The organism is Streptomyces mayonensis (assembly GCF_018982965.1).
GTDB classification, from domain to species: Bacteria; Actinomycetota; Actinomycetes; order Streptomycetales; family Streptomycetaceae; genus Streptomyces; species Streptomyces mayonensis.
Map to the genome: position 1 here is coordinate 64,063 of NZ_JACBYP010000010.1, position 21,765 is coordinate 85,827.

Below are 21,765 nucleotides of genomic sequence, written 5' to 3' on the forward strand. Positions count from 1 at the left end.
GTGAGGTCCGGCGCACCGAGTGGGAGAGTCAGGCTCCGGGCGCGGTCAGTTCCGCAGGACCGGAAAGACGACGCCGGTCAGCCGCTCGCTCTCGCGCCACAGCCAGGCCCCCAGGTCGGGGCCGTCGGCCCCGGCGGGCAGCCGGACCGGTTGGGGCGTGCCGGAGGTCTGGTCGCGTCCCGCCGGGCCGAGATAGGCCCCGTTGACGACCTCGGGATGGGTCGCGGCATACAGGGACGGCCAGGCCGCGCCGTCGGGGGAGCCCATCAGCGTGCGGGAGGCGAGAGCCATGAGCAGGCGCCCCGTCCGGCTGGTGGAGGTGTGGCGCTGCAGGTTGGTGACGGCCGAGCCCGGATGGACGGCCACAGCGCGGTGCGCAGTGCCGGCCAGGCGGCGGGCGAGTTCCTGGGTGAAGACGATGTTGGCGCGCTTGGACTTCGCGTACGCGCTCATCGGGCGGTAGCCGCTCTCACTCATCAGGTCTGTGAGATCACCGGAGCGCCAGGCGGCGGCGATGGCGCTGACCGTGACGACCCGGGCGGCCGCGGAGCGCTGCAGGGCAGGCATCAGGTGTGCGGTCAGCGCGAAATGGCCGAGGTGGTTGGTGCCCATCGTGAGTTCCAGTCCGTCGCGGGTCAGCCGTCGCTCCGGGACATCCATCACGCCGGCGTTGTTGACGAGGAGGTCGAGGGTCTCGCCCGCGGCGAGCGGCGCGGCCGCCTCGCGGATCGCGCCAAGGCTGCCGAGGTCGAGTTCCACCGTCTCCAGACGGGCGCCGGGCACGTCCGCGCGCAGGCGGCGGGCGGCATCCACCAGGGAGTCGGGGCGCCGCCCCGCGAGCAGGATGCGGGCACCGTGCTCCGCCAGCACCTGGGCGGTGCGGTAGCCGATGCCGCTGTTGGCGCCGGTGATCAGCGCGGTCCCGCCCAGGAGATCGGGGACGTCGACCGGGCTCCAGTGCGAATTCGGCATGCCACTCCTTGAATGAATGTTCATTTACTTCATCCTATGGAGGAGCCGGGCCGACTTGTCAAATGAACGTTCACTAAGGGAGGCTGGGGTGCATGGCAACGCGTGACCCCGACCGTAAGCGCCGGCAGCTGATGGAAGCCGCCCTCGCCGAGTTCGCCGAGTTCGGTGTCTCCGGAGCCCGCGTGGACCGGCTCGCCAAGCGTGCGGGTATCAGCCCCGGCCTGGTGTACTCCTTCGCCGCCGGCAAGGAGGGCCTGTTCGAGGCCGTTTACGAGGCGGTCGCCGAGCAGACGGTGAACGCGGTCCCCCTCGATGCCGACGACCTGCCCGAGTACGCCGGCCGCCTGCACGACGCCGGGCAGCAGTACCCCCAGGTCATGCGCTTCCTCACCTGGTACGCGCTGGAAGGCACCGCACGGCCGGCGCCCGGCATCGTGGCCCGCTCGATGCACGACAAGATCACCGCTGTCGAGGCCGCCCAGCAACGCGGCAGCGTCCGGCGGGACAAGCCGGCCGCGGAGATCCTGGCGCTGGTCCTGACTCTCGCGAACATGTGGCAGCACCACACCGAGGACGTCAACTCCCTGGTCCCGCCCGCACAGCGGCGCGCAACGATCATTGACGCCGTACGCCGCCTCGTCACCCCGGACCGGCCCGGGGTTCATGGGTTGTGAGTGGGCCGCCGATGCCTCAGACGACGGATTCGCGGGTGACGTCCAGCAGGTTGGGTTTCCTGTCCCAGAAGAGCTCGGCCACGGCGTCCATGCCCTTCTCCCGGACCAGGCCGGCCTCGCCAGAGGTGATCGGCAGGAGGGTGATGGTCTGAACCGTGATACCGCCGGACTCGTCCCGCAACAGGTCGAAGCCGTCCCGGAAGTACGGGCTCGGGCAGCCGAGGAGGGCCTGGATCCGCGTCCCGTTCACGAGGGGCCTGTCGTTTTCGACCACGAATCCGTACTGGACGAGCGAGTCCGGGCGTGCGAGCGTCCGCCGGGCCACGGAGTCGGTGAAGTGGCGCGCGATGTGACGCTGTTCCACCCGAAGGGTGCACGCCAGTTCAAAATTGGCCAGACAGGTGACGGGCTGAAAACGGAGCCCGTCGGTGACCACCGTGACCAGCGCCGGCTCCTCCATACGGAACTCCAGCAGGGCGCATTCCCGGTCCGGGGCATCCTCACGGTCCGCCACCTGCCCCAGGTGGCGCCTCAGATGTTCCGTGTAGTCGTCCGCCTCCGCCACGTGTGCCACCCCTTCGCTCACCACACCGAGACGTTCCGCACACCGAGACGTTCCGCCTCCCGGGCCGCCTCCGATGCCGGCGGCCCGGAAGCCTTGCCGCGTGCGGCCAGGATACGCAGCAGCCGACGGCCACTCTCCCGGTGGAGGACCGGGTGCGGGCCGAGGCCGGCCGCGGTGCTGCCGGCGGAGCCTGGCGGGCACCGGCCGGAACAGCCGGGACCGCGGGGTCGGCCGGGCTTCCCGGACCGAGACGGTGGTTGACCCGCCGCCCGGAGTGGGATTGCATGCCCTGCATGTCTGAGGGAGCGCGGAAGCCGCCGGATCCTGTTCTGTTCTTCGCCACGCAGGACGAGTGGGAGAAGTGGCTGGACGAGCACCACGAGGACGCGACGGGGGTCTGGTTCCAGATCCCCCGGGTCGGCGCGGGCATCGACGGGGTCGACTACGCGCACGCGCTGGAGTCGGCCTTGTGCTACGGCTGGATCGACGGGCAGAAGAAGAAGCTGGACGAGCAGCACTGGCTGCAACGCTTCACCCCTCGCCGCTCCGGAAGCAAGTGGTCGAAGGTGAACCGGGAGAAGGCCGTCGCACTGATCGACAGCGGCCGGATGCGGCCGGCGGGGCAGCGCGAGGTCGACAAGGCGAAGGCCGACGGCCGCTGGGACGCCGCCTACGCGTCGCAGAGCAGGGCGACCGTGCCCGACGACCTCCGCGCCGCCCTGGACGCCGAGCCCGGGGCGGCCGCCTTCTTCGATACCCTCGACAGCCGCAACCGCTACGCGATCCTGTACCGCGTCGAGGACGCGAAGAAGGCCGAGACGCGGGCCGCCCGCATCGAGAAGTTCGTCGAAATGCTGGCGCAGGGGAAGAAGTTGCGCTGAGCCCGCCCCGCCCCGGGTCCCGATGGCCGCGATCGCCGGCGGACGGGGCCCGGGGGCCGGGGGCTCGGGGGATCAGGCGTCGGCGCGTGAACGCCCCCGGACCACCAGGCGCTTGAGCAGCGGCCAGACCAGCAACAGTGCGATCACCGCGTACACCGTCACCGAGAACGGCGTGTTGACCAGGCCCGACACGCTGCCGTCGCTGATCTGCAGGGCGCGGCGCAGCTGTTGCTCCGCGTTCGGGCCGAGGATCACACCGATCACGGCAGGCAGGATGGGCAGGCCGTAGCGGCGCATCCCGAAGCCGATGAGTCCGATGACGAGCAGGATCACCAGGTCGACGACCTCGCCGCCGACGGCGTACGCACCGACCGCCGCGAAGAACATGATCCCGGCGTACAGGTACGGCCGCGGGATCCGCAGCAGCTTGGCCCACACCGGCGCCAGCGGCAGGTTCAGCGCGAGCAGCAGCACCATGCCGACGAAGAGCGACGCGATCAGGCCCCAGACCAGCTCGGGTTCGCGTTCGAAGAGCAGCGGTCCCGGCTGGATGCCGTACTGCTGGAAGGCGGCCAGCATGACCGCGGCGACCGCCGTGGTCGGCAGCCCCAGGGTCAGCATCGACACCAGCGTGCCCGCGGCCGAGGCCGACGCCGCCGACTCGGGACCGGCCACGCCCTCGATGGCACCCTTGCCCCACTCGTCCTTGTGCTTGGACAGCCGCTTCTCCGTGACGTACGACAGGAAGGTCGGGATCTCCGCGCCGCCCGCCGGGATCGCGCCGAACGGGAAGCCGATGAACGGGCCGCGCAGCCACGACTTCCAGGTCCGCTTCACATCCGCGCGGCCGAGCCAGGGCCGGCCCACCGGAATCGGCTCGGCCCCGCCGCGCCGCAGGTGGGCCGCCACCCACAGCGCCTCGCCGATCGCGAACAGGCCGACCGCGACGATCACCACGTCCACGCCGTCGGCGAGTTGCAGCGAACCGAAGGTCAGCCGCTGCTGGCCCGTCATCTGGTCCAGGCCCACCAGGCCGATCGTCAGACCGATCAGCAGCGAGGCCAGCCCGCGGACCCGGGACGAACCCAGCACCGACGTCACGGCGATGAACGCCAGCACCATGATGGCGAAGTAGTCCGGCGCGCCGATGTCCACGGCCAGGTCGGCGACCGTCGGCGCCAGCGCCACCAGCAGGATCGTGCCGATCATGCCGCCCGCGAAGTGACCGATGGCCGCGGCCGCCAGGGCCTGCGCGCCGCGCCCCGCCTTGGCCATGGGGTTGCCCTCCATGGCCGCGACCACCGCGGCGCTCTCACCGGGCGTGTTCAGCAGGATGGAGGTGGTCGAACCGCCGAACATCGCGCCGTAGTAGATGCCCGCGAACATGATGAACGCGGCGACCGGGTCAAGGCCGTACGTCACCGGCAGCAGCAGCGCCACCGCCATCGCCGGGCCGATGCCGGGCAGTACGCCGATGGCCGTGCCGAGCAGTACGCCGAGGGCCGCCCACAGAAGGTTGACCGGGGTCAGGGCCGTCCCGAACCCGTCCATGAGGGAGTTGAGGGCGTTCATGTCAGAGCACTCCCATCAGCGGACCGCCGGGCAGCGGCACGCCGAGCAGCTTGTCGAAGAGGACGTAGGTGAGCAGGGACAGCACCGCGGCGATCAGCGGATCGCGGTCCACGCGGCGGCTGCCGAGGGCGAACGCGGCACCCCAGAAGAGCAGCGCCCCCGCGACCGGGAAACCGGCCGGCTCGATGAGGGCCGCGGTGCCGAGGAAGATCCCGGAGAGCAGCAGCACGGTGCGCCAGTCGGCCGGTTCGGACAGGTCGACGTCCTCACCGCCCTCGGCCTCGCCGCGGCCGCCGCGCAGCACGTCGACGGCGAGCAGCGCCGCGATCACGAGCAGGCCGGCGCCGACGACGACCGGCACGGTCCTGGGGCCCACCGGACCGCGCTGGGTGATGTCGACGTCCATGGTGAGCGCGTCGGTCAGTACCAGCACACCCAGCACCAGCAGCAGGACGCACACGCCGAGTTCGGAGTGCTCGCGCAGCCACGAGCGCTTCCCGGCCGAAGAGGCGGCCGCAGCGGCGCCCGCGGTGGCGGCGCCGGTGGTGGCGGCGCCCGTGGTGGTGGAGCCCGTGTCAGTGGACTCCGCGGTGGAGGGGTCCGGCGCGGGGTCGGGAGCGGCGGAGGAGCCGTTCGGCGTCGTCACAGGCCCAGCTCCTTCAGCACCGACACCACGCGCTCGTCCTGGGCGTCCAGGAAGTCGCCGAACTTCTCACCGGTCAGGAACGCGTCGTCCCAGCCGTTCTGGTCCATGGACTTCTTCCATTCGGGCGAGTCGTGCAGTTCCTGGAACAGACGCGTGAGCTTGTTGCGCTGCGCCTCGGACAGGCCGGGCGGGGCGACGATGCCGCGCCAGTTGGTGAAGTTCACGTCGTACCCGGACTCCTTGAGCGTCGGCGCCTCCTCGAGGTCGTCCACCCGCTCCGGGCCGGTCACCGCGAGCACCCTCAGCTCACCGGCCTTGATCTGGTCCAGGTACTCGCCGACGCCGGAGACGCCGAAGCCGACCTTGTTGCCGAGGATCGACGCGAGCAGTTCGCCGCCGCCGTCGAAGGGGATGTAGTTGACGGACTTCGGGGCGATCCCCGCGGCCTGCGCCATCAGCATCGGCGCGAGGTGGTCAGGGCCGCCCGGGGACGAGCCACCGCCCACCGGGATCTTGCCGGGGTTCTTCTTCCAGGCGCCGATCAGCTCGTCGATCGTCTTGTACGGCGAGTCCTTGGCGACCACGACGACGTCCTGCTCCTCGGTGAGCCGCGCGATCGGCGTGGTGTCGCCGAGGGTCTTGGGCGCGTGGTTGGAGCGGACGGCGCCGACGACGCCCAGGCCCATGGACATGGCGAGCTTGCCGTTCCCGTGCTCGCTCACCAGCCGGCTCAGGCCCACCGTGCCCCCCGCGCCCGGCAGGTTGAACACCTCGATGCTGTGGGTGAGTTCGGCGTCCTCGGCGTTCTTCGCGGCCGTGCGGGCGGTGATGTCGTAGCCGCCGCCGGGCGTGTTGGGGACCATGAAGCGCAGGCCCGGGATCCGGGTGCCGGAGTCGGAGTCGTCGCCGGAGGAGAGCAACGGCGGTCCCGCCAGCACGAGCACGGCGGCCCCGAGCAGGGCAAGGGGGGTGCGCAGGCGCACGTATGACACCACCTGTCGGTTGGGTAGAGCGGTCGGGGAGAGGGCTGCGGAGAGCCCCGTGGTGGGTGACGTGGGCCACATGGTGCCCGCGAGTCCGTCGTCTGTCTTCCTTGCGGAACCAAGGAAGGTTGTGTTCATTGCGGTCGGCGCGGCGTCGCCGACTGATCGCCGGTTCATTGCGAAGAAGGCACATCTCTTTCCTTCGCCGCAGGTGAGGGACATCATGGCGACCCGGCACCCCCACCGGTAGCCCCTGCCTTCGCCCCCTGAGTGAACCGAGATCGAGTCCGCCGTGGCCCCCACCTTCCGCCGTCAGACCCTCGCGGGCGAGATGCTGGTCCTCCAGCTCGCCATCGTCGTGGTCGTCCTGCTGGCGGTCGCCGCCGTCTCGCTCGCCCAGTCCCGGGCCACCTTCAACCGCGTCGAGGGCCGCCGGGTCACCGCCCTCGCCGAACAACTGGCCGCCACACCACTCGTCCGCAGCCAACTCCGGCGCCCTGTGCCGCAGGAAGCCCTCGCCCCGCTGGTCAACGCCACGCAGACGCAGTCCGGTGTCACCTCGGTCACGGTCGCCGACGCCGACGGCCGCGTCGTAAGCTCCACCGACCCCACGCTGATCGGGGCCCGGCTGCCGCGCGGCGAGGGCGCCGGCGTGACGCGCGGCTGGTCGGGGCCCCTGGCGGTGCAGGGCAGCCGGGAGCTCGTCGCCCAGGTCCCGGTGCTCGGCTCCACCGGGCGGACCCTCGGCCGCCATCTCGGGACCGTGATGGTCGGCGAGGCGGACCCGACGGTCTGGCAGCGTCTGAGCGGCGCGTCCTCCTACCTCCTCGCCTATCTCGGTACCGCCAGCGCACTCGGCGTGGCCGGCTCCTGGCTGCTGGCCCGGCGCGTCAAACGGCAGACCCTCGGCCTGGAGCCCCGCGAGATCGCCGGACTCGCCGAACACCGGGAGGCCATGCTCTACGGCATCGCCGAGGGCGTCGTCGCCCTCGACCCGCAGCACCGGCTCACCCTGGTCAACGAGATGGGCCGGCACCTGCTCGACCTGCCGTCCGACTGCGTCGGCCAGAACCTGGACGGCCTCGGCATCGACGGACGGCTGCGCGACGTCCTCGCCGGCGCCGCCTGCGACGCGGCCGGACCGCGCGACGAGGTCGTCGTCCGTCACGGGCGGGTCCTGGTGATGAACCGCATGACGGTCACCAAGGACGGCCGCCCGCTCGGCTCGGTCACCACCCTGCGCGACCGCACGGAGCTGGCCCGTCTCGAACGGGAGATCGGCTCCTTCCGCAGCACCTCCGAGCTGCTGCGCGCCCAGGCCCACGAGTTTGCCAACCAGCTGCACACCATCTCCGGACTCATCCAGATCGGCGAGCAGGACGAAGTGGTGCGCTACGTCCGGGCGCTCAGCCGGCGCCGCCAGTCCCTGGACGTCACCCTCAGCCGCCGGGTCCGCGACACCGCCGTGGCCGCGCTGATCACGGCGAAGTCGTCGCTGGCCGCCGAGCGCAGGGTCGCGTTGCGGGTCTCGGACCGTACCGCGCTCGACCGGCTGGCGCCCGAGGACGCCGCCGACGTGGCGACCGTGCTCGGCAACCTCGTCGACAACGCCGTGGACGCCGCCGCGGGGCGCGGCGACGAGCACGAGGCGTGGGTCGAGGTCGAGTTGCGGCAGGACGCCGCCAGTGTCGAGATCGTGGTCCGCGACTCCGGACCCGGTGTGGCGCCCGAACTGGCCCGCGAGGTCTTCGACCACGGATTCACCACCAAGGCCGCCCGGCAGGGTGAGCGCGGCATCGGCCTGGCACTGACCCGGCTGGTCTGCGAACGCCACGGCGGCGAGATCTCGGTGACCAACACGCCCGAGGGTGCGATGTTCACCGCACGCATGACCGTCAGCCACCTCACCGACGCGGTGGCGGAAGGAGCAGCACCATGACGGATACGAGCGGCACGGCCGACGCGCCCGCCGGGGCCGGTACGACCCGTGCGGCGGGTGCGGCGGGTGCGTCCCCTGGGACGGCTGGGGCGAGAGCGCCCCGAGCGGTGGCGGGGATGGCTGCGGCCGCTGCGGTGGATGTGCCTCGTGCGAAGAGTGCGACGAGTGCGACGAGTGCGGCAGGTGTGGCAGGTGTGGTCCGCGGGGCTGCCGGGGCCGGTTCGTCGTCCCGTTCGTCCGCCGCCGCGCGTACGCCCCCTGCTGCGGTCGCCGGGGAGGGGCCGGCGGCGACCGTCTCCGGGCCTGAGTCCGCCCCCCGGCCGTTCCCCGTCTCCCGGCCGGCTCCCGCCTCCGGGACGGTGCCCGGGTCCGGGTCCGGGTCCGGGTTGGAGTGTGTGGTCGGGGCAACCGCGGCCGCCGGACCGGCATCCGTGTCGGGGCCGGATCCCGTGACAGGGCCGGCGGCCCCCGTGTCCGGACCGGTCCCTGCCCCCGGACCGGTGTTTGCCTCCGGACCGGTCCCTGCCTCCGGGCGGGAGCCCGTCTCCGGACCGGTGCCCGCCTCCGGACCGGCTCCCGCCTCCGCGCCGGAGGCGGGAGCCGGTGACGGAGTGATCCGGGTGCTCGTGGTCGACGACGACTTCATGGTGGCCCGAGTCCACCGCGCCTTCGTCGGCCGGGTCGAGCCCTTCCGGGTCGTCGGGGTCGCCGGCAGCGGGGAGGAAGCGCTCGCCGCCGTGGCCGAGCTGCGCCCCGACCTGGTCCTCCTCGACCTCTACCTGCCGGACGTCTTCGGCCTGGACGTCATCCCCCGGCTGCGTGCCGCGGGGCACCACTGCGACGTCATGGTCATCAGCGCGGCCCGCGAGGCGGACGCGGTGCGCGGGGCCGTCCGGAACGGTGTGGTCGACTACCTGCTCAAGCCCTTCGAGTTCGAGGACCTGCGGGTACGGCTGGAGCGCTACGCCGTCCAGCGGGGCCGGCTGCTCGGCGCGGTGGTGCACAGCCAGGCGGACGTCGACCGGGCGCTGGCCAAGACCGCGCCCGCCGCCGCGGCCCCGGTGCTGCCCAAGGGCATGAGCGTGGAGACGGCCGAGCTGGTCGAGCAGACCCTGCGCGACGCGGACGGCACCCTGTCCGCGAGCGAGTGCGCGGCGCTGACCGGCGTCTCCCGCGTCAGCGCCCGCCGCTACCTGGAGTACTTCCACACCGTCGGAGCCGCGGACGTCTCCCTGCGCTACGGCGTGGCCGGGCGCCCCGAGCGCCGCTACCGCTTCCGGGGCGCGGTCACCGGCGGCCTGGCGCTCCCGCCCGCAGTCCGTCCATGACGAGGTCGAACAGCCGCGTCACCCTGGGTTGCCAGTCCTCGCTCGCGTCGACCTGCCAGAGGCCGCCGATGGCCAGGAAGAAGTCGTCCGCGGACACGCCGGGACGGATGGTGCCGGCCTTCTCGTTGGCGCGGAGCAGGAGTTCGGTCGCCTCCATGACCGGGGCGGGCTCCGGTTTGGCGGGGCCGCCGGGCGCACTCGTGACCAGCCGTATCGCGTCCGCCAGGCCGGCCTTGGTCAGGGCGAACCTGGCGATCCGGTCCATCCACTCCCGCAGCGCGCGGTCGGGTTCCCGGGTGGCCAGCAGCTCGGGGGCGGCGTCGGCGGCCTGCTGCATCTCGTAGCGGTAGACCTCCAGGACGAGCGCCTCGCGGTGCGGGAAATTGCGGTAGAACGTGCCCTGGCCGACCTCCGCCTTCTTGGCGATCGTGCTCAGGGGGACGTTCGCGCAGCGCGTCAGCTCCTCCGTGGCCACGCGCAGGATGCGCTCGCGGTTGCGCTGTGCGTCCGAACGCAGGGGCGTTTCCGACTTGTCCCTCTTCGGCTGTGGCACCAGTCCTCCTCCCGGATCCGTGGCCGAATCCCGTCCTTGCTAACCGGACAACTGTCCGTTACGTTTCCCAGTGAGCGGACAGCTGTCCGGTTAGTGCTCACTCTAACGGCGAACGCGGCCGGGGTACCGGCCGGTGGCCCTGGGCCGCGCACGACACGGACGGACCCACGGCCCCGGCCCCTTTCCGCGGCCACCGCACTCAGTTTCCCCCACCACCGGACAACGAAGAAGCTGTCACCAGACTCCAGAGAAGGCTGATCATGGCCCCAGCACCCTCCTCGACGTCCAGCGCCGTCACCCTGAACATCAACGGCGAGAAGCACCGGCTGACCGTCGACCACCGCACCACCCTGCTCGACGCCCTGCGCGAGCGGCTCGATCTCACCGGCACCAAGAAGGGCTGCGACCAGGGACAGTGCGGCGCCTGCACCGTCCTGGTGGACGGACGCCGCGCCGTGTCCTGCCTGAACCTCGCGGTCGCCGCCGAGGGGCGCGAGATCACCACCATCGAGGGCATGGCGGAGGGCGACCGGCTGCACCCCGTGCAGCAGGCCTTCCTCGACCTCGACGGCTACCAGTGCGGCTACTGCACCCCCGGCCAGATCTGCTCGGCGATCGCCGTCATCGAGGAGCACGCGGCAGGCTGGCCCAGCGCGGCCACCGACGACGTGCGGCCCGAGGCCGGGCCGCCACCCCTGACGCCGGACGAGATCCGGGAAAGGATGAGCGGCAACCTGTGCCGCTGCGGCGCCTACGTCTCCATCGTCCAGGCCGTCACCCGGGCCGCCGAGGCCCACGAGGCCTCCGCCGGTGACGAGGGCACCCCGGCCGAGACCGTGAAGGGGGCGGCGGCATGAGGGAGTTCGGATACCAGCGCGCCGACGACGTCTCCGGCGCGGTGGCACTGCTCGCCGCCGACCCGGACGCCCGCTTCCTCGGCGGCGGCACCAACCTCGTCGACCTCATGAAGACCGGAGTGGAGCGCCCCGCCCGCCTCGTCGACGTCCGCGAACTGCCCCTGGACACCGTCGAGGCGACCGTCGACGGCGGCCTGCGCATCGGCGCCACCGTCACCAACAGCGACCTCGCGGCCCACCCCGACGTGCGCCGCCGCTACCCCGCGCTGACCCAGGCCGTCCTGGCCGGAGCCTCCGGACAGCTGCGCAACATGGCCACCGTCGGCGGCAACCTGCTCCAGCGCACCCGCTGCGGCTACTTCACCGACCTGAGCAGGCCCTGCAACAAGCGCGCCCCCGGCAGCGGCTGCTCCGCCGTCACCGGCGAGCACCACAACCACGCGATCCTCGGCGCCACCGACCACTGCGTGGCCACCCACCCCTCGGACATGGGCGTGGCCCTCGCGGCCTTCGACGCCGTCGTGACCTACGAGACCCTGGACGGCCCGGGCGAACTGCCGCTGGCCGACTTCTACCTCCCCGTGGGCGACACCCCGCACCGGGAGACCGCCCTGCCGTCCGGTGCGCTGATCACCGGCGTCACGCTGCCGCCCGCACCGGTCGCCGCCCGCTCCCGCTACCGCAAGGTGCGCGAGCGTGCCTCGTACGCCTTCGCGATCGGCTCCGTCGCCGCCGCGCTCGACATCGAGGACGGCGTCGTGCGCGAGGCCCGGCTGGCCTTCGGCGCGGTCGCCTCCCGGCCCTGGCGGGCCCACGCGGCCGAGGCCGTCCTCACCGGCGCACCGGCCGACGGCGACACCTTCGCCGCCGCAGCCGACGCCGAACTCGCGGCCGCCAGGCCGCTGCCCGACAACGGATACAAGGTGACCCTCATGCGCAACCTCGCGGTGGCCGTGCTCACCGAACTCGCCGAGGAGGCCGCCCGATGACCACCGCCACGAGCGGCCGTACGAGGCTCAGGGGCGTCGTCGGCACCGCGCACACCCGCGTCGAGGGCCGTGACAAGGTCACCGGAGCCGCCCGCTACGCAGGCGAGGTCCCGTTCGCCGACCTCGCCCACGGCTGGCTGGTGCTGTCCACCGTCGCCCGCGGCCGGATCCGCGCGGTCGAGACCGGGCCGGTCCTCGCCATGCCGGGCGTGCTCGCCGTCCTGCACCACGGCAACGCCCCGCGCCTCGTCACCGACTACGCCGGGCTGATGGGCATGACGCCGGACCCCACCGCCGCCGTCTTCCAGCAGGACCGGGTGCCCCACGTGGGCTGGCCCGTCGCCCTCGTCGTCGCCGAGACGTCCGAGCAGGCCCGGGAGGCCGCCGAGGCCCTCGTCGTCGCCTACGACGAGGAACCCCACGACACCGAGCTCACCACGGACCACCCCGACGCCCACCCGGTCGGCGGCGTCATGCCCGCCGAGACCGGCAAGGGCGACCTGGCGGCCGGTCTCGCCGCCTCCGCCGCCGTGGTCGACGAGGAGTACACCACTCCCGAAGAGCACCACAGCATGATGGAGCCGCACGCCGCCACGGCCCGGTGGGACGGAGGCCGGCTGGAGGTCGTCGACTCCAACCAGGGCACCACCTGGATCCAGGGCGAACTGGCCAGCATGTTCTCCCTGGACGCGTCCGCGGTGCGGGTGCGCTCCGAGCACATCGGCGGCGGCTTCGGCAGCAAGGGCCTGCGCGCCCACCAGGTCGCCGCCGTGATGGCCGCGACCGAGCTGCAGCGGCCGGTGCGCGTGGTGATGACACGGCGCCAGATGTTCTCCCTGGCCGGCTACCGCAGCCCCACCGCGCAGCGGGTCAGGCTCGGCTCCGACGCCGACGGCCGGCTGCTCGCCCTGGAGCACCGCTCACTGAGCCGGACGTCCACCGTCTACGAGTTCGTCGAGCCCAGCGCGGGTGTCGCCCGGGTGATGTACGACGCGGACGCCCACCACACGGCGAACCACGTCGTACCGCTCGACGTGCCGTCCCCGACGTTCATGCGCGCGCCCGGCGAGGCACCCGGGTCCTTCGCGATCGAGTCGGCCCTCGACGAACTCGCCGAGCGCCTCGGCGTCGACCCGGTCGAACTGCGCCTGCGCAACGAGCCCGAGGTCGGCCCCGTCTCCGGCCTGCCCTTCAGCACCCGCAACCTGGACGCCTGCTTCCGCGAGGGGGCCCGGCGGTTCGGCTGGGCGGAGCGCGACCCCCGCCCCGGCGTACGCCGCGACGGACGCTGGCTGCTGGGCACGGGCACGGCCGCCGCCTCCTTCCACTCGGGCGCGGGGCCCTCCACGGCCACCGTGACCGCGGAGGCCGACGGCGGCTTCACCGTGCGGATCTCCGCCGCGGACATCGGTACCGGCGCCCGCACGGCGCTCACCCTTGTCGCCGCCGACGCCCTGGAGGTCGCGCCCGAGCGGGTGCGGGTCAGGATCGGGGACAGCGACTTCGGCCCCGCCATGATCGCGGGCGGCTCGATGGGCACCCGTTCCTGGGCCTGGGCGGTCACGGAGGCGGCCGGCGAACTGCGCGAGCGGCTCGCCCTGGGCGTCACGGTCCCGCCGGAGGGCATCACCGTACGGTCCGACACCACCGCCGCCCTCGGCGCCCTCGCCCAGAAGGAACGGCACTCCTTCGGGGCGCAGTTCGCCGAGGTCGCCGTGGACACCGCGACCGGCGAGGTAAGGGTGCGCCGCATGCTGGGCATCTTCGCGGCGGGCCGGATCGTCAACCCGCTCACCGCCCGCAACCAGCTCGTCGGCGGCATGGTCTGGGGCATCTCCATGGCCCTGCACGAGGAGGCCGTACGGGACCGGACGAGCGGCGGCCTCTACGCCCCCGACCTCGCCGGGTACCACGTGGCCACCAACGCCGACGTGGGGGACGTCCAGGCGGACTGGGTGGACGACGCCGACCCGGACGACCCGGTCGGCATCAAGGGCGTCGGCGAGATCGGCGTCGTGGGCGCCGCGGCGGCCGTCGCCAACGCCGTCCGCCACGCGACGGGGGTGCGCCACCGCCACCTCCCGATCCGGCCCGACCGGGTGCTGTCGGCGGCGGGCACGAACGGAGAGCGGCGGTCATGAATGCAGGAGCGGCGGTCATGAAGGGAGGACGACGGCCATGAACGGAGGAGCGACGGCCGTGAACGGAGGAGCGGCGGATGCTTGACATCGCCGGTGAACTGGGCCGCTGGCTCGCCGAGGGCCGGGAGTTCGCCGTCGCCACCGTCGTCTCCGTCAGCGGCAGCGCACCGCGCGGGCCCGGCGCCGCCCTCGCCGTCGACAGCGGCGGCACGGTGATCGGCTCGGTCTCCGGCGGCTGTGTGGAGGGCGCGGTGTACGAGCTGTGCGACGACGCCCTGCGCAGCGGCGAGACGGTGCGGCAACGGTTCGGCTACAGCGACGAGGACGCCTTCGCGGTGGGGCTGACCTGCGGCGGGGTCATCGACGTGATGGTCACGCCGGTCGGTGTCGACGCGCCGTCGAGGGAGGTGTTCCGGGCGGCGCTGGAGACCGCCGCCCGGGGCGGGACCGCGGCCCTGGCCAGGGTCGTCGAGGGCCCGCCCGAACTCCTGGGCCGGGCACTGCTCGTGCGCCCCGACGGTTCGCACGACGGCCGTCTCGGCGGCCACCCGGACCTGGACCGCACGGCGGTGGCCGAGGCCGGGGCGCTGCTGGACGCGGGCCGCACCGGCACGGTCGGCCTGTCCGAGGACGGGTCGCACTGCCCCGGCGGGCTCACCCTGCTCGTCGAGTCCAGCGTGCCGCCGCCCCGCATGATCGTCTTCGGTGCCGTCGACTTCGCCGCGGCCCTGGTGCGGGCCGGCAAGTTCCTCGGCCACCACGTCACGGTGTGCGACGCCCGGCCCGTCTTCGCGACCCGGGCGCGTTTCCCCGAGGCCGACGAGGTCGTCGTCGACTGGCCGCACCGCTACCTGCGGGAGACCCGGACCGACGAGCGCACGGTGGTGTGCGTGCTCACCCACGACGCCAAGTTCGACGTGCCGCTGCTCACGGAGGCGCTGCGGTTGCCGGTCGCGTTCGTCGGGGCGATGGGCTCGCGCCGCACCCACGCCGACCGCGACCGGAGGCTGCGCGAGGCGGGCCTGACCGGGCGCGAACTGTCCCGGCTGCGCTCACCGATCGGCCTCGACCTCGGCGCCCGTACCCCCGAGGAGACGGCACTGTCCATCGCGGCGGAGATCGTCGCCGCCCGCCGCGGCGGCACGGGCGTCCCCCTGACGGGCGGCGAGAGCCCGATCCACCGCGACCTGACGACGACGGCCGCCTGAGAGGCCGCTGCGGCACCCGGGGGCAGGCCGGCCGGGATGGTGTCCCGGCCGGTCCGCCCCCGTCGTGCTCGGACACGACAGGCCGACGGGCACGCCGAGCGACGCCTCCGTCGGACACGGGCGTCGGGATGCCCACGGCCGACGGGCCGTGTCGCGCGGCCGGGACCCGGCACGGGCGGTGAACCGGGACCCGGCACGGGCGGTGAAGGAGATGGTCCGGTCGGGGCCGGCATCGGCCGGCGGGCCGCCGTCGGCTTGCGGACGCCCACCCGGGCGGCACGCCCACGACGCGCACGACTGCCCGCCGTGAGGGCGGCCGCCCGCGACGCGCACGAGCGTCCGCGGGGCGCACGACTGCCCGCGGCGCGGATACTCCGGTACGGGGGAAGCCGGGCCCGTGAAGCAGACGGTTTCCGCGACCGGCTCCGCGCCCCGCGCCACGGCGGCCCCGCGGGTCAGGGCAGGGCCGACTCGTCCGCCAGGCGGACCGCGCACTCCAGCATCAGGGCGTGCACGAAGGCCTGGGGGAGGTTGCCGCGCAGCTGCCGCTGGCGCACGTCGTACTCCTCGGCGAACAGCCCGGGCGGGCCGCAGGCAGCCCGGGTGCGTTCGAACCAGCGGAACGCGCCGACCCGGTCACCGACCCGGTGCGTCGCCAGGGCCATGGTGAACCCGCAGAGCAGAAAGGCGCCCTCGGCCGTGCCGAGGGGCATACCCGGGTGTTCGAAGCGGTACAGGTACCCGTCCTCGGCGAGCCGGGACTCGACGAACGCGCGGGTGGCGGCGCCGTCGTCGTCGCCGAACGTGCAGCCACGGGCCATCGGTACCAGCAGCGCCGCCTCCGGACCGTCGTCGTCGGCGGCCCGCCGCCAGCGCCCGTCGGCATCCAGGCAGCGGCGCCGGGTCTCGCGCAGCACCGTGTCGCCGAGCTCGGCGCACCGGCGGCCGGACGCGCCCGGCAGCACCTCGGCCATCCGCCGCAGCCCGCACACCACGCTCAGCCGCGAGTGCGTCCACCACCGGTCCTCCAACTCCCACAGCCCGGCCTCCGGCTTCAGCCACTGCCGCTCCACGACGTCCACGGCGACCCCGGCGGCGCGTTCCGCCTCCTCGGTCAGCCGGTCGTGCGCCGCGGCCGCGGCGAACAGCTGCAGCGCCTCGCCGAAGGTGTCCAGCTGGAACTGGGCCCCCGCGTCGTTGCCGACGTGATCGGTGCCGCCGGGGTACCCCGGCAGCCGCAGGGACCGCTCCCGGCCGACCGGCCGGCCGTCGACGGTGTACGCGGGCCGCACCCCGTCGCCGTCCGCGAGGATGCGCTCGGCGACGAAGCGCACGGCGTCGTCGACCAGCGGATGGGGTCCGTGCGCGGCGACCGCGAGACCGGCGTAGCACTGGTCGCGCAGCCAGGCGTAGCGGTAGTCGTAGTTGCGCCCGGTGTTGGCCCGCTCCGGCAGCGACGTGGTGGCCGCGGCCACCATCCCGCCGGAGCCGCTGGTCAGCCCGCGCAGCACCGCGTAGGCGTGCCGGGCGTCGCGCGGGGCGACCAGCCGCGAGCAGTCCGGGACCGCCTGCCGCCACTCCCGCTCGGTGGCCGCCCACAGGGCGTCCGCGTCCAGCGGTTCTGTCTCCCGCTGCCGGGCCAGTTCCAGCACCAGGTCGTGCGACTCGTCCTCGCGCAGCCCGAACTCGCCGCACCACCCCCTCTCCGGGCGCCACACCGCCTCCGGAGCACCCGCCAGCCGCATCCGCAGCCCCTCCGTACCGGCCGTCCACACCCCGTCCTCCAGCCGGGGGCCGGACATCCGGCCGCTGCCGAAACCGGGCCGCGGATCCAGGTCCAGGCGGAGTCGCGCCCCGCCCCGCACCACGCGCATCCGGCGCAGCAGCACCAGCCGGTCGGTACGGGCCGGCAGCGCCAGGGCCTCGCGGCACTCGATCACGCAGCCGGCGGTCACCCACCGGCTCACCCGGATCAGCGTGCCCTCCTCGTAGGAGCCGCCCCAGACGTGCCAGGGATCCGCCGGCTCCACCGTGTAGTGCCCGGCACCGCCGATGAGCGCGGAGAACACCGCGTCGTCGTGCCATCGCGGGGCGCACAGCCACACGATCCGGCCCCGCGGGTCCAGGACCGCCCCCCGCTCGCCGTCGGCGAGCACGGCGTACTCGCGCAGCGCCCAGGGGGGACACGACAGATCCGGCGCCGCCGCGCGCTGGCCGTCGTTGTCGCTCATGACGCTACGACTGTCCCGGTGCCGATCGCCGAAACGGTCGCACCCCCGAGGTCACCGGACCGGCCCCGCCCGGCCCCTCCCACCGTCCGGACGCCCGCGCCGCCGCGGCCGCCGCCTCCGCCCCGCCGGAACTCCCCGCACCCGGCGGTCCCGGACACGCAGACGTACCGCCCGACGGGTCGGAGCCCCTGCCGGGCACCCCGTGCTCGCCCAGCGGGCCAACCTCCAGCCCCGCCTCGCGGCAGTCGCGCACGATGCCGGGCAGGGCACCGAGCGTGGCCCGCCAGCTGCCCGGTGCGGAGGCGTGGTCGGTGTCGTGCAGGAGGACCGTGCCGCCGCCGCGCAGCGCGGCCGCGACGGTCGCCCGGACCGATTCGGGCGTGGCGTCCGCGCGCCAGTCCTTCCCCCACGCCGTCCACAGCACCGGCCGCAGCCCGGCCCTGCGGGCGGCGGACCAGCGGCCGGTGGTGAGGATGCCGTAGGGCGGGCGGTACCACCGCGGGGCCTGCCCGGCGGCCTCGCCCACGACCTGGGCGGCGCGCAGCACCTCGCGGACGTCCCGTACCGGCGTCGGCAGCCAGGGACGGTCGTGCGACCAGCCGTGGACGGCGAGCTCGTGACCCCTGCGGACCGTCTCGCCCGCCACCGCCGGCCGCCGGGCCACGTTCTCGCCCAGGAAGAAGAACGTCGCCCGTACTCCGAGCGCGTCCAGCACGTCGAGGATCCGCGGTGTGGACAGGGGATCCGGGCCGTCGTCGAAGGTGAGGGCGACGTGCCCGGAGCGGCCCTGGCCCGCCAGGGCCGGGAACCGGCGACGGCGCAGTTCCGGCAGCCAGGTCGCCGCCGGACCGATGTGGGCCAGCGCGCCGACGACGACCGGCGCGGTGGCACGCACCGCCCACCCGGCCCCTTGACGCATCCGGGTGCCTCCCGTCGGCCCGCACGCCGTCTTGCAGCCGATGCCCGTCACCACTCCTCCGTCCCCTTCCTCACTCTTCGATCCCCTTCTCCTCACTCTTCGGTCCCCTTCCGCCGCTCGCTCCGCCCCCGTCTCCACGGCCGCCGCCCGGGCCCGTCCCGCGCCGCCGGAGCCGTGTCCCACGCGCCGTGGACCGACGGCGCCCGGGCCAGTCCGACACTGCCGAGGCCGATCAGCGTCACCCCGACCAGCTCGGGCAGCACCCGCACCCCGAGCGCGATCTGCTCGCCGAACAGGCCCCAGCCCAGGGCGACGCTGGTCAGCGCGTCGCCCAGGGTCAGCGCGGGCTGCGACGCCGCCAGCGTCCCCGCCCGCAACGCGCTCTGCAGCAGCAGGAAGCTGGCCACCCCGACCACCGCGGTGGCGTAGGGCGGCCACTGGGCCAGTACCGCTCCCACTCCCTGAGGCAGCCGGCCGGTGACCTCCTTCAGCAGCGCCGCCGTACCGCCGAACCCCACCGCGGACGCCGACCCGAACAGCGCGGCCCGCGGGGCGCCCCGCAGGAGACTCCCGACCGAGGCGAGGACCGTCACCAGCACGAACAGCCCCGCACCGGCCCAGGCCCAGCGGCCCTCGACGGCCGTGTCGCGCCCGGCCGAGGGGGCCGCGGCACCCAGGAACAGCGCGAGGCCCACCGCGAGGGCGGCGAAGGACAGCCAGGTCCGCGGGTCCGGCGGATGGTGGAAGACCAGGCTGCCGACCATCAGGGTGAACAGCAGTTCCGTGGCCATCAGCGGCTGAACGACGGCGAGACTCCCCACCGCCAGCGCCGCGGCCTGCAGCACCGTCGTCAGGGCGAGCAGCGCCGCGCCGCCCACCCAGTACCGGTCCCGCGACAGCCGCAGCAGGGAACTCAGCGCCGTGTGCCGGGCACCCGCGCGGTCCTCGTCCTGCGCGGCAGCCCTGCGCTGCAGCACCGAAGCCGCCGCGTTCGACAGTGCCGCGAACAGGGCGAGGACGACGGTGAGGACGCTCACCCCCGCGCGCCCCCGCTCATCCGAACCGCGCGGCCAGCCGCCGGTACAGTCCGGGAGCCGCGCCCCGCACCCGGCACGGAAGCCGCAGCCACGAGGGGACGTACACCTCGTCACGGCCCCGTGCCACCGCGGTCCGCACCGCCTCGGCCACGCGCTCCGGGGGGACCGGGCGCGGCCTGGACCGCTGGTAGGGAGCCCCGCGGCGCTCGAAGAACGGCGTGTCGACGACCCCCGGCACCACATGGGTGACCCCCACACCCGTGCCCCGCAGTTCGTAGCGCAGCGCGTCCGCGAAGGCGCCGACGGCCGCCTTGGCGGCCGAGTACACGGCCTCGTCGCGCACCGCCACACTGCCCGCAAGCGACCCGATGAGCACCACCCGCCCCGAACCCGCCCGCACCATCTGGGGCAGCACCAGCCGCACCAGCCGCAGCGTGGCCAGCACGTTGATGTCGAGCACCTCGTCGACCGTGTGCGGCGGCATGTCCAGGAACTCCCCGGCCCAGCCGACGCCGGCCCCGGCCACCAGGAGATCCACCCGGCCGGTCGCGGCCAGGGTGAAGTCCGTCAGCTGCCGGTCGGCGCCGGGCAGGGTGAGGTCCGCCGCGAAGGCCGTGGCGCTCGTGTCGTCCGCGACCTCGCGCAGCCGCACCGGGTCGCGCCCGGTGAGTACCAGCCGCCAGCCGCCCTCGTCGTCCAGGCGGCGGGCCACGGCCGCGCCGATGCCGGAGGACGCCCCCGTGACCAGTGCCGTACGGGTCCGCGTGTCCCGGACCGGGCCGGGCGGCCGCCGGGCCCTCGCACGGTCCGCGTCGGGGGCGACGACCTGCGGTCCGGCAGCGGGCCGGGGGCGGGAGAACGCATGGACCATGGGGACCACCTTGGCTCGGGGCGGACACCGGGAGCGGCCGACCGCATGGCCGGGCCCCGCCCGTCCGGCCGGACGGGCGGTCACGGAGTATCCAGACCAGCACGTCCGAAACGTTGGGTTATGCGGCAGTTTGGAATATCGGTTTGGAATGATTCGGTCGGGCAACCTGAACCGCCGTGCGTCCCAGCAGCCCATCACCCGGCCCGGCCCCGGCCCCGTCCGTCTCCCGGCGGCCGGCCCCGTCCCGGGCCCCCGGCGACGGCAGGCACCTGCTCCTGCTCAGCGCGAGCATGGGTGCCGGACACGACACGGTCGCCGCCGAACTGGCCCGCCGCGCCCGGGAGCGGGGCGATTCCGCACTCGTCGTCGACGTCCTGGAACTGCTGCCGTACGGCCTCGGCGGTGCGCTGCGGCGCTTCTACCACGGCTCCGTACGCCACTTCCCCTGGGCGTACGCGGTCCTGTACCGCCTCTTCCTGCGCCCCGGACCCGGACGCCGGCCCGGCGGCACCCCCCTCGCCCGGCTGGCCGGCGGGCGGCTGCTCGAACTCGTCGCCCGCACGGGCGCCGACGTCGTCGTACCCGTGTTCCACCTCGGCGCCCAGCTGACCGGGCATCTCCGGGCCCGCGGCCTGCTCCCGGTGCCCAGCGTCGTCCTCGTGATCGACTTCGAGATCCACCGGCAGTGGCTCCACCCCGGCAACGACCACTGCCTGTGCCTCACCGAGGACGCCGCCCGCGCGGTGCGCGAGGGCACCGGCACCGCCGCGGGGACCTGCGGCCCCGTCGTGGCCCCGCAGTTCCTCGCCGCCGCCCCCGGAGCAGCCCGGTGGCGGGAGCTCTTCGGCCGGCTCGCTCCCGGACGGCCCGCGGCCGTGCTGTCCGCCGGCGCCTGGGGGGTCGGCTCCCAGCTGGAGACCACCGTCCGGCTCCTGGCAGGACACGGCTACCTGCCCGTCGTGCTCTGCGGCGACAACCGGCGGCTGCGCCACCGGCTGGCCCGCACCCGGGGCGCTCTCGCGCTGGGCTGGGTGCGGGACATGCCGGGACTGCTGCACGCCGCGGACGCACTGATCGACAACGCCGCGGGCCAGACCGCCGTACAGGCGCTCGCGGCCGGACTCCCCGTCGTGGGGCACCGCCCGATACCCGGCCACGGCGCGGACGGTGTCCGGCGGATGGCCCGGCTGGGCCTGTCGGACTTCGCAGGGGACGAGTCCGCGCTGCTCGACGCGCTGGGACGGCTCACCGCCCCGGGCCCGCGGCGCCGGGAGCGCATCGCCGCCGGGCGTGCGCTGTTCGCCGACGACGCCCTGGCCCGGGTGACCGACATCGCCCGCACCGCTCGCGACCGCCGCTGACGACCGCACCGCGACCGGGACGGCACCCGTTTCCCCCA

At 74.1% G+C, this 21,765-nt stretch carries 19 protein-coding genes; 9 read left to right on the plus strand and 10 right to left on the minus strand.

Annotated elements, in window-relative coordinates:
- Window positions 1-45: 45 nt before the first annotated feature.
- Window positions 46-972 carry an oxidoreductase gene (locus HZS56_RS05855; protein WP_216719617.1) on the minus strand — a complete coding sequence of 309 codons (927 nt, stop codon included), beginning with the start codon at window positions 970-972 and terminating at the stop codon, window positions 46-48.
- A 92-nt stretch (window positions 973-1,064) separates the two neighbouring features.
- Between HZS56_RS05855 and HZS56_RS05860 the strand changes: the two genes are divergently transcribed.
- The gene (locus HZS56_RS05860; RefSeq protein WP_216719618.1) at window positions 1,065-1,646 is read left to right on the plus strand and encodes a TetR/AcrR family transcriptional regulator; all 582 of its coding nucleotides are present in this window, start codon (window positions 1,065-1,067) and stop codon (window positions 1,644-1,646) included.
- Between the two features lie 16 nt (window positions 1,647-1,662).
- Here the strand turns inward: HZS56_RS05860 and HZS56_RS05865 are convergent, their stop codons facing one another.
- Window positions 1,663-2,106 (minus strand): suppressor of fused domain protein, encoded by a 444-nt coding sequence (locus tag HZS56_RS05865; RefSeq protein ID WP_253913801.1) that lies wholly within the window; start codon window positions 2,104-2,106, stop codon window positions 1,663-1,665.
- A 389-nt stretch (window positions 2,107-2,495) separates the two neighbouring features.
- Here HZS56_RS05865 and HZS56_RS05870 point away from each other — a divergent pair, with 389 nt between their 5' ends.
- Complete coding sequence (locus HZS56_RS05870; RefSeq protein WP_374201084.1) at window positions 2,496-3,092, plus strand: YdeI/OmpD-associated family protein; 597 nt, start codon at window positions 2,496-2,498, stop codon at window positions 3,090-3,092.
- A 72-nt stretch (window positions 3,093-3,164) separates the two neighbouring features.
- Here the strand turns inward: HZS56_RS05870 and HZS56_RS05875 are convergent, their stop codons facing one another.
- The 3 genes from HZS56_RS05875 to HZS56_RS05885 form a co-directional block, all read right to left on the minus strand.
- On the minus strand, window positions 3,165-4,664 hold the full coding sequence (locus HZS56_RS05875) for a tripartite tricarboxylate transporter permease (protein WP_216719621.1): 1,500 nt from the start codon (window positions 4,662-4,664) through the stop codon (window positions 3,165-3,167).
- 1 nt (window position 4,665) lies between these two features.
- Window positions 4,666-5,148, minus strand: coding sequence for a tripartite tricarboxylate transporter TctB family protein (locus tag HZS56_RS05880; protein ID WP_216719659.1), 483 nt, complete (start codon window positions 5,146-5,148; stop codon window positions 4,666-4,668).
- A 158-nt stretch (window positions 5,149-5,306) separates the two neighbouring features.
- Window positions 5,307-6,293: a Bug family tripartite tricarboxylate transporter substrate binding protein gene (locus tag HZS56_RS05885; RefSeq protein WP_216719622.1), complete on the minus strand. Its 987-nt coding sequence runs from the start codon at window positions 6,291-6,293 to the stop codon at window positions 5,307-5,309.
- A gap of 292 nt (window positions 6,294-6,585) precedes the next feature.
- Between HZS56_RS05885 and HZS56_RS05890 the strand changes: the two genes are divergently transcribed.
- Together HZS56_RS05890 and HZS56_RS05895 are read left to right on the plus strand one after the other, a co-directional pair.
- Window positions 6,586-8,232 carry a sensor histidine kinase gene (locus tag HZS56_RS05890; RefSeq protein ID WP_216719623.1) on the plus strand — a complete coding sequence of 549 codons (1,647 nt, stop codon included), beginning with the start codon at window positions 6,586-6,588 and terminating at the stop codon, window positions 8,230-8,232.
- Between the two features lie 611 nt (window positions 8,233-8,843).
- Complete coding sequence (locus tag HZS56_RS05895) at window positions 8,844-9,560, plus strand: response regulator (protein ID WP_216719624.1); 717 nt, start codon at window positions 8,844-8,846, stop codon at window positions 9,558-9,560.
- Here the strand turns inward: HZS56_RS05895 and HZS56_RS05900 are convergent.
- Window positions 9,520-10,113, minus strand: coding sequence for a TetR/AcrR family transcriptional regulator (locus tag HZS56_RS05900; RefSeq protein ID WP_216719625.1), 594 nt, complete (start codon window positions 10,111-10,113; stop codon window positions 9,520-9,522). The genes HZS56_RS05895 and HZS56_RS05900 overlap by 41 nt on opposite strands.
- 260 nt (window positions 10,114-10,373) lie before the next feature.
- On the opposite strand from HZS56_RS05900, the gene HZS56_RS05905 reads away from it, so the two are divergent.
- The 4 genes from HZS56_RS05905 (at window position 10,374) to HZS56_RS05920 (ending at window position 15,308) form a co-directional block, all read left to right on the plus strand.
- The gene (locus tag HZS56_RS05905) at window positions 10,374-10,970 is read left to right on the plus strand and encodes a (2Fe-2S)-binding protein (RefSeq protein ID WP_216719626.1); all 597 of its coding nucleotides are present in this window, start codon (window positions 10,374-10,376) and stop codon (window positions 10,968-10,970) included.
- A complete protein-coding gene (locus HZS56_RS05910) occupies window positions 10,967-11,959 on the plus strand; it encodes an FAD binding domain-containing protein (protein WP_216719627.1) in 993 nt (330 codons plus the stop codon). The genes HZS56_RS05905 and HZS56_RS05910 overlap by 4 nt, the downstream gene beginning before the upstream one ends.
- Window positions 11,956-14,100, plus strand: coding sequence for a xanthine dehydrogenase family protein molybdopterin-binding subunit (locus tag HZS56_RS05915; RefSeq protein ID WP_216719628.1), 2,145 nt, complete (start codon window positions 11,956-11,958; stop codon window positions 14,098-14,100). Before HZS56_RS05910 ends, HZS56_RS05915 begins: the two co-directional genes overlap by 4 nt.
- A 77-nt stretch (window positions 14,101-14,177) precedes the next feature.
- On the plus strand, window positions 14,178-15,308 hold the full coding sequence (locus HZS56_RS05920; RefSeq protein ID WP_216719629.1) for an XdhC family protein: 1,131 nt from the start codon (window positions 14,178-14,180) through the stop codon (window positions 15,306-15,308).
- Between the two features lie 455 nt (window positions 15,309-15,763).
- Here the strand turns inward: HZS56_RS05920 and HZS56_RS05925 are convergent, their stop codons facing one another.
- The 4 genes from HZS56_RS05925 to HZS56_RS05940 form a co-directional block, all read right to left on the minus strand.
- Entirely contained in the window at window positions 15,764-17,539 is a 1,776-nt protein-coding gene (locus tag HZS56_RS05925) for a glycoside hydrolase family 15 protein (RefSeq protein ID WP_216719630.1), read from the minus strand.
- A 4-nt stretch (window positions 17,540-17,543) separates the two neighbouring features.
- Window positions 17,544-18,458 carry a polysaccharide deacetylase family protein gene (locus HZS56_RS05930; RefSeq protein WP_216719631.1) on the minus strand — a complete coding sequence of 305 codons (915 nt, stop codon included), beginning with the start codon at window positions 18,456-18,458 and terminating at the stop codon, window positions 17,544-17,546.
- A gap of 92 nt (window positions 18,459-18,550) precedes the next feature.
- Window positions 18,551-19,495: a DMT family transporter gene (locus HZS56_RS05935; protein ID WP_216719632.1), complete on the minus strand. Its 945-nt coding sequence runs from the start codon at window positions 19,493-19,495 to the stop codon at window positions 18,551-18,553.
- Between the two features lie 16 nt (window positions 19,496-19,511).
- The gene (locus HZS56_RS05940; RefSeq protein WP_216719633.1) at window positions 19,512-20,366 is read right to left on the minus strand and encodes an SDR family NAD(P)-dependent oxidoreductase; all 855 of its coding nucleotides are present in this window, start codon (window positions 20,364-20,366) and stop codon (window positions 19,512-19,514) included.
- Window positions 20,367-20,656: 290 nt separating this feature from the next.
- Here HZS56_RS05940 and HZS56_RS05945 point away from each other — a divergent pair, with 290 nt between their 5' ends.
- Window positions 20,657-21,727 (plus strand): MGDG synthase family glycosyltransferase, encoded by a 1,071-nt coding sequence (locus tag HZS56_RS05945; RefSeq protein ID WP_216719660.1) that lies wholly within the window; start codon window positions 20,657-20,659, stop codon window positions 21,725-21,727.
- Window positions 21,728-21,765 lie beyond the last annotated feature (38 nt).

What these genes read in the sequence shown, in the direction of transcription:
- HZS56_RS05855 (WP_216719617.1), bottom strand. Translation starts at nt 972, where the DNA reads ATGCCGAATTCGCACTGGAGCCCGGTCGACGTCCCCGATCTCCTGGGC.
- HZS56_RS05860 (WP_216719618.1), top strand. Translation starts at nt 1,065, where the DNA reads ATGGCAACGCGTGACCCCGACCGTAAGCGCCGGCAGCTGATGGAAGCC.
- HZS56_RS05865 (WP_253913801.1), bottom strand. Translation starts at nt 2,106, where the DNA reads ATGGAGGAGCCGGCGCTGGTCACGGTGGTCACCGACGGGCTCCGTTTT.
- HZS56_RS05870 (WP_374201084.1), top strand. Translation starts at nt 2,496, where the DNA reads ATGCCCTGCATGTCTGAGGGAGCGCGGAAGCCGCCGGATCCTGTTCTG.
- HZS56_RS05875 (WP_216719621.1), bottom strand. Translation starts at nt 4,664, where the DNA reads ATGAACGCCCTCAACTCCCTCATGGACGGGTTCGGGACGGCCCTGACC.
- HZS56_RS05905 (WP_216719626.1), top strand. Translation starts at nt 10,374, where the DNA reads ATGGCCCCAGCACCCTCCTCGACGTCCAGCGCCGTCACCCTGAACATC.
- HZS56_RS05910 (WP_216719627.1), top strand. Translation starts at nt 10,967, where the DNA reads ATGAGGGAGTTCGGATACCAGCGCGCCGACGACGTCTCCGGCGCGGTG.
- HZS56_RS05915 (WP_216719628.1), top strand. Translation starts at nt 11,956, where the DNA reads ATGACCACCGCCACGAGCGGCCGTACGAGGCTCAGGGGCGTCGTCGGC.
- HZS56_RS05920 (WP_216719629.1), top strand. Translation starts at nt 14,178, where the DNA reads ATGCTTGACATCGCCGGTGAACTGGGCCGCTGGCTCGCCGAGGGCCGG.
- HZS56_RS05925 (WP_216719630.1), bottom strand. Translation starts at nt 17,539, where the DNA reads ATGAGCGACAACGACGGCCAGCGCGCGGCGGCGCCGGATCTGTCGTGT.
- HZS56_RS05930 (WP_216719631.1), bottom strand. Translation starts at nt 18,458, where the DNA reads ATGCGTCAAGGGGCCGGGTGGGCGGTGCGTGCCACCGCGCCGGTCGTC.
- HZS56_RS05940 (WP_216719633.1), bottom strand. Translation starts at nt 20,366, where the DNA reads ATGGTCCATGCGTTCTCCCGCCCCCGGCCCGCTGCCGGACCGCAGGTC.
- HZS56_RS05945 (WP_216719660.1), top strand. Translation starts at nt 20,657, where the DNA reads ATGGGTGCCGGACACGACACGGTCGCCGCCGAACTGGCCCGCCGCGCC.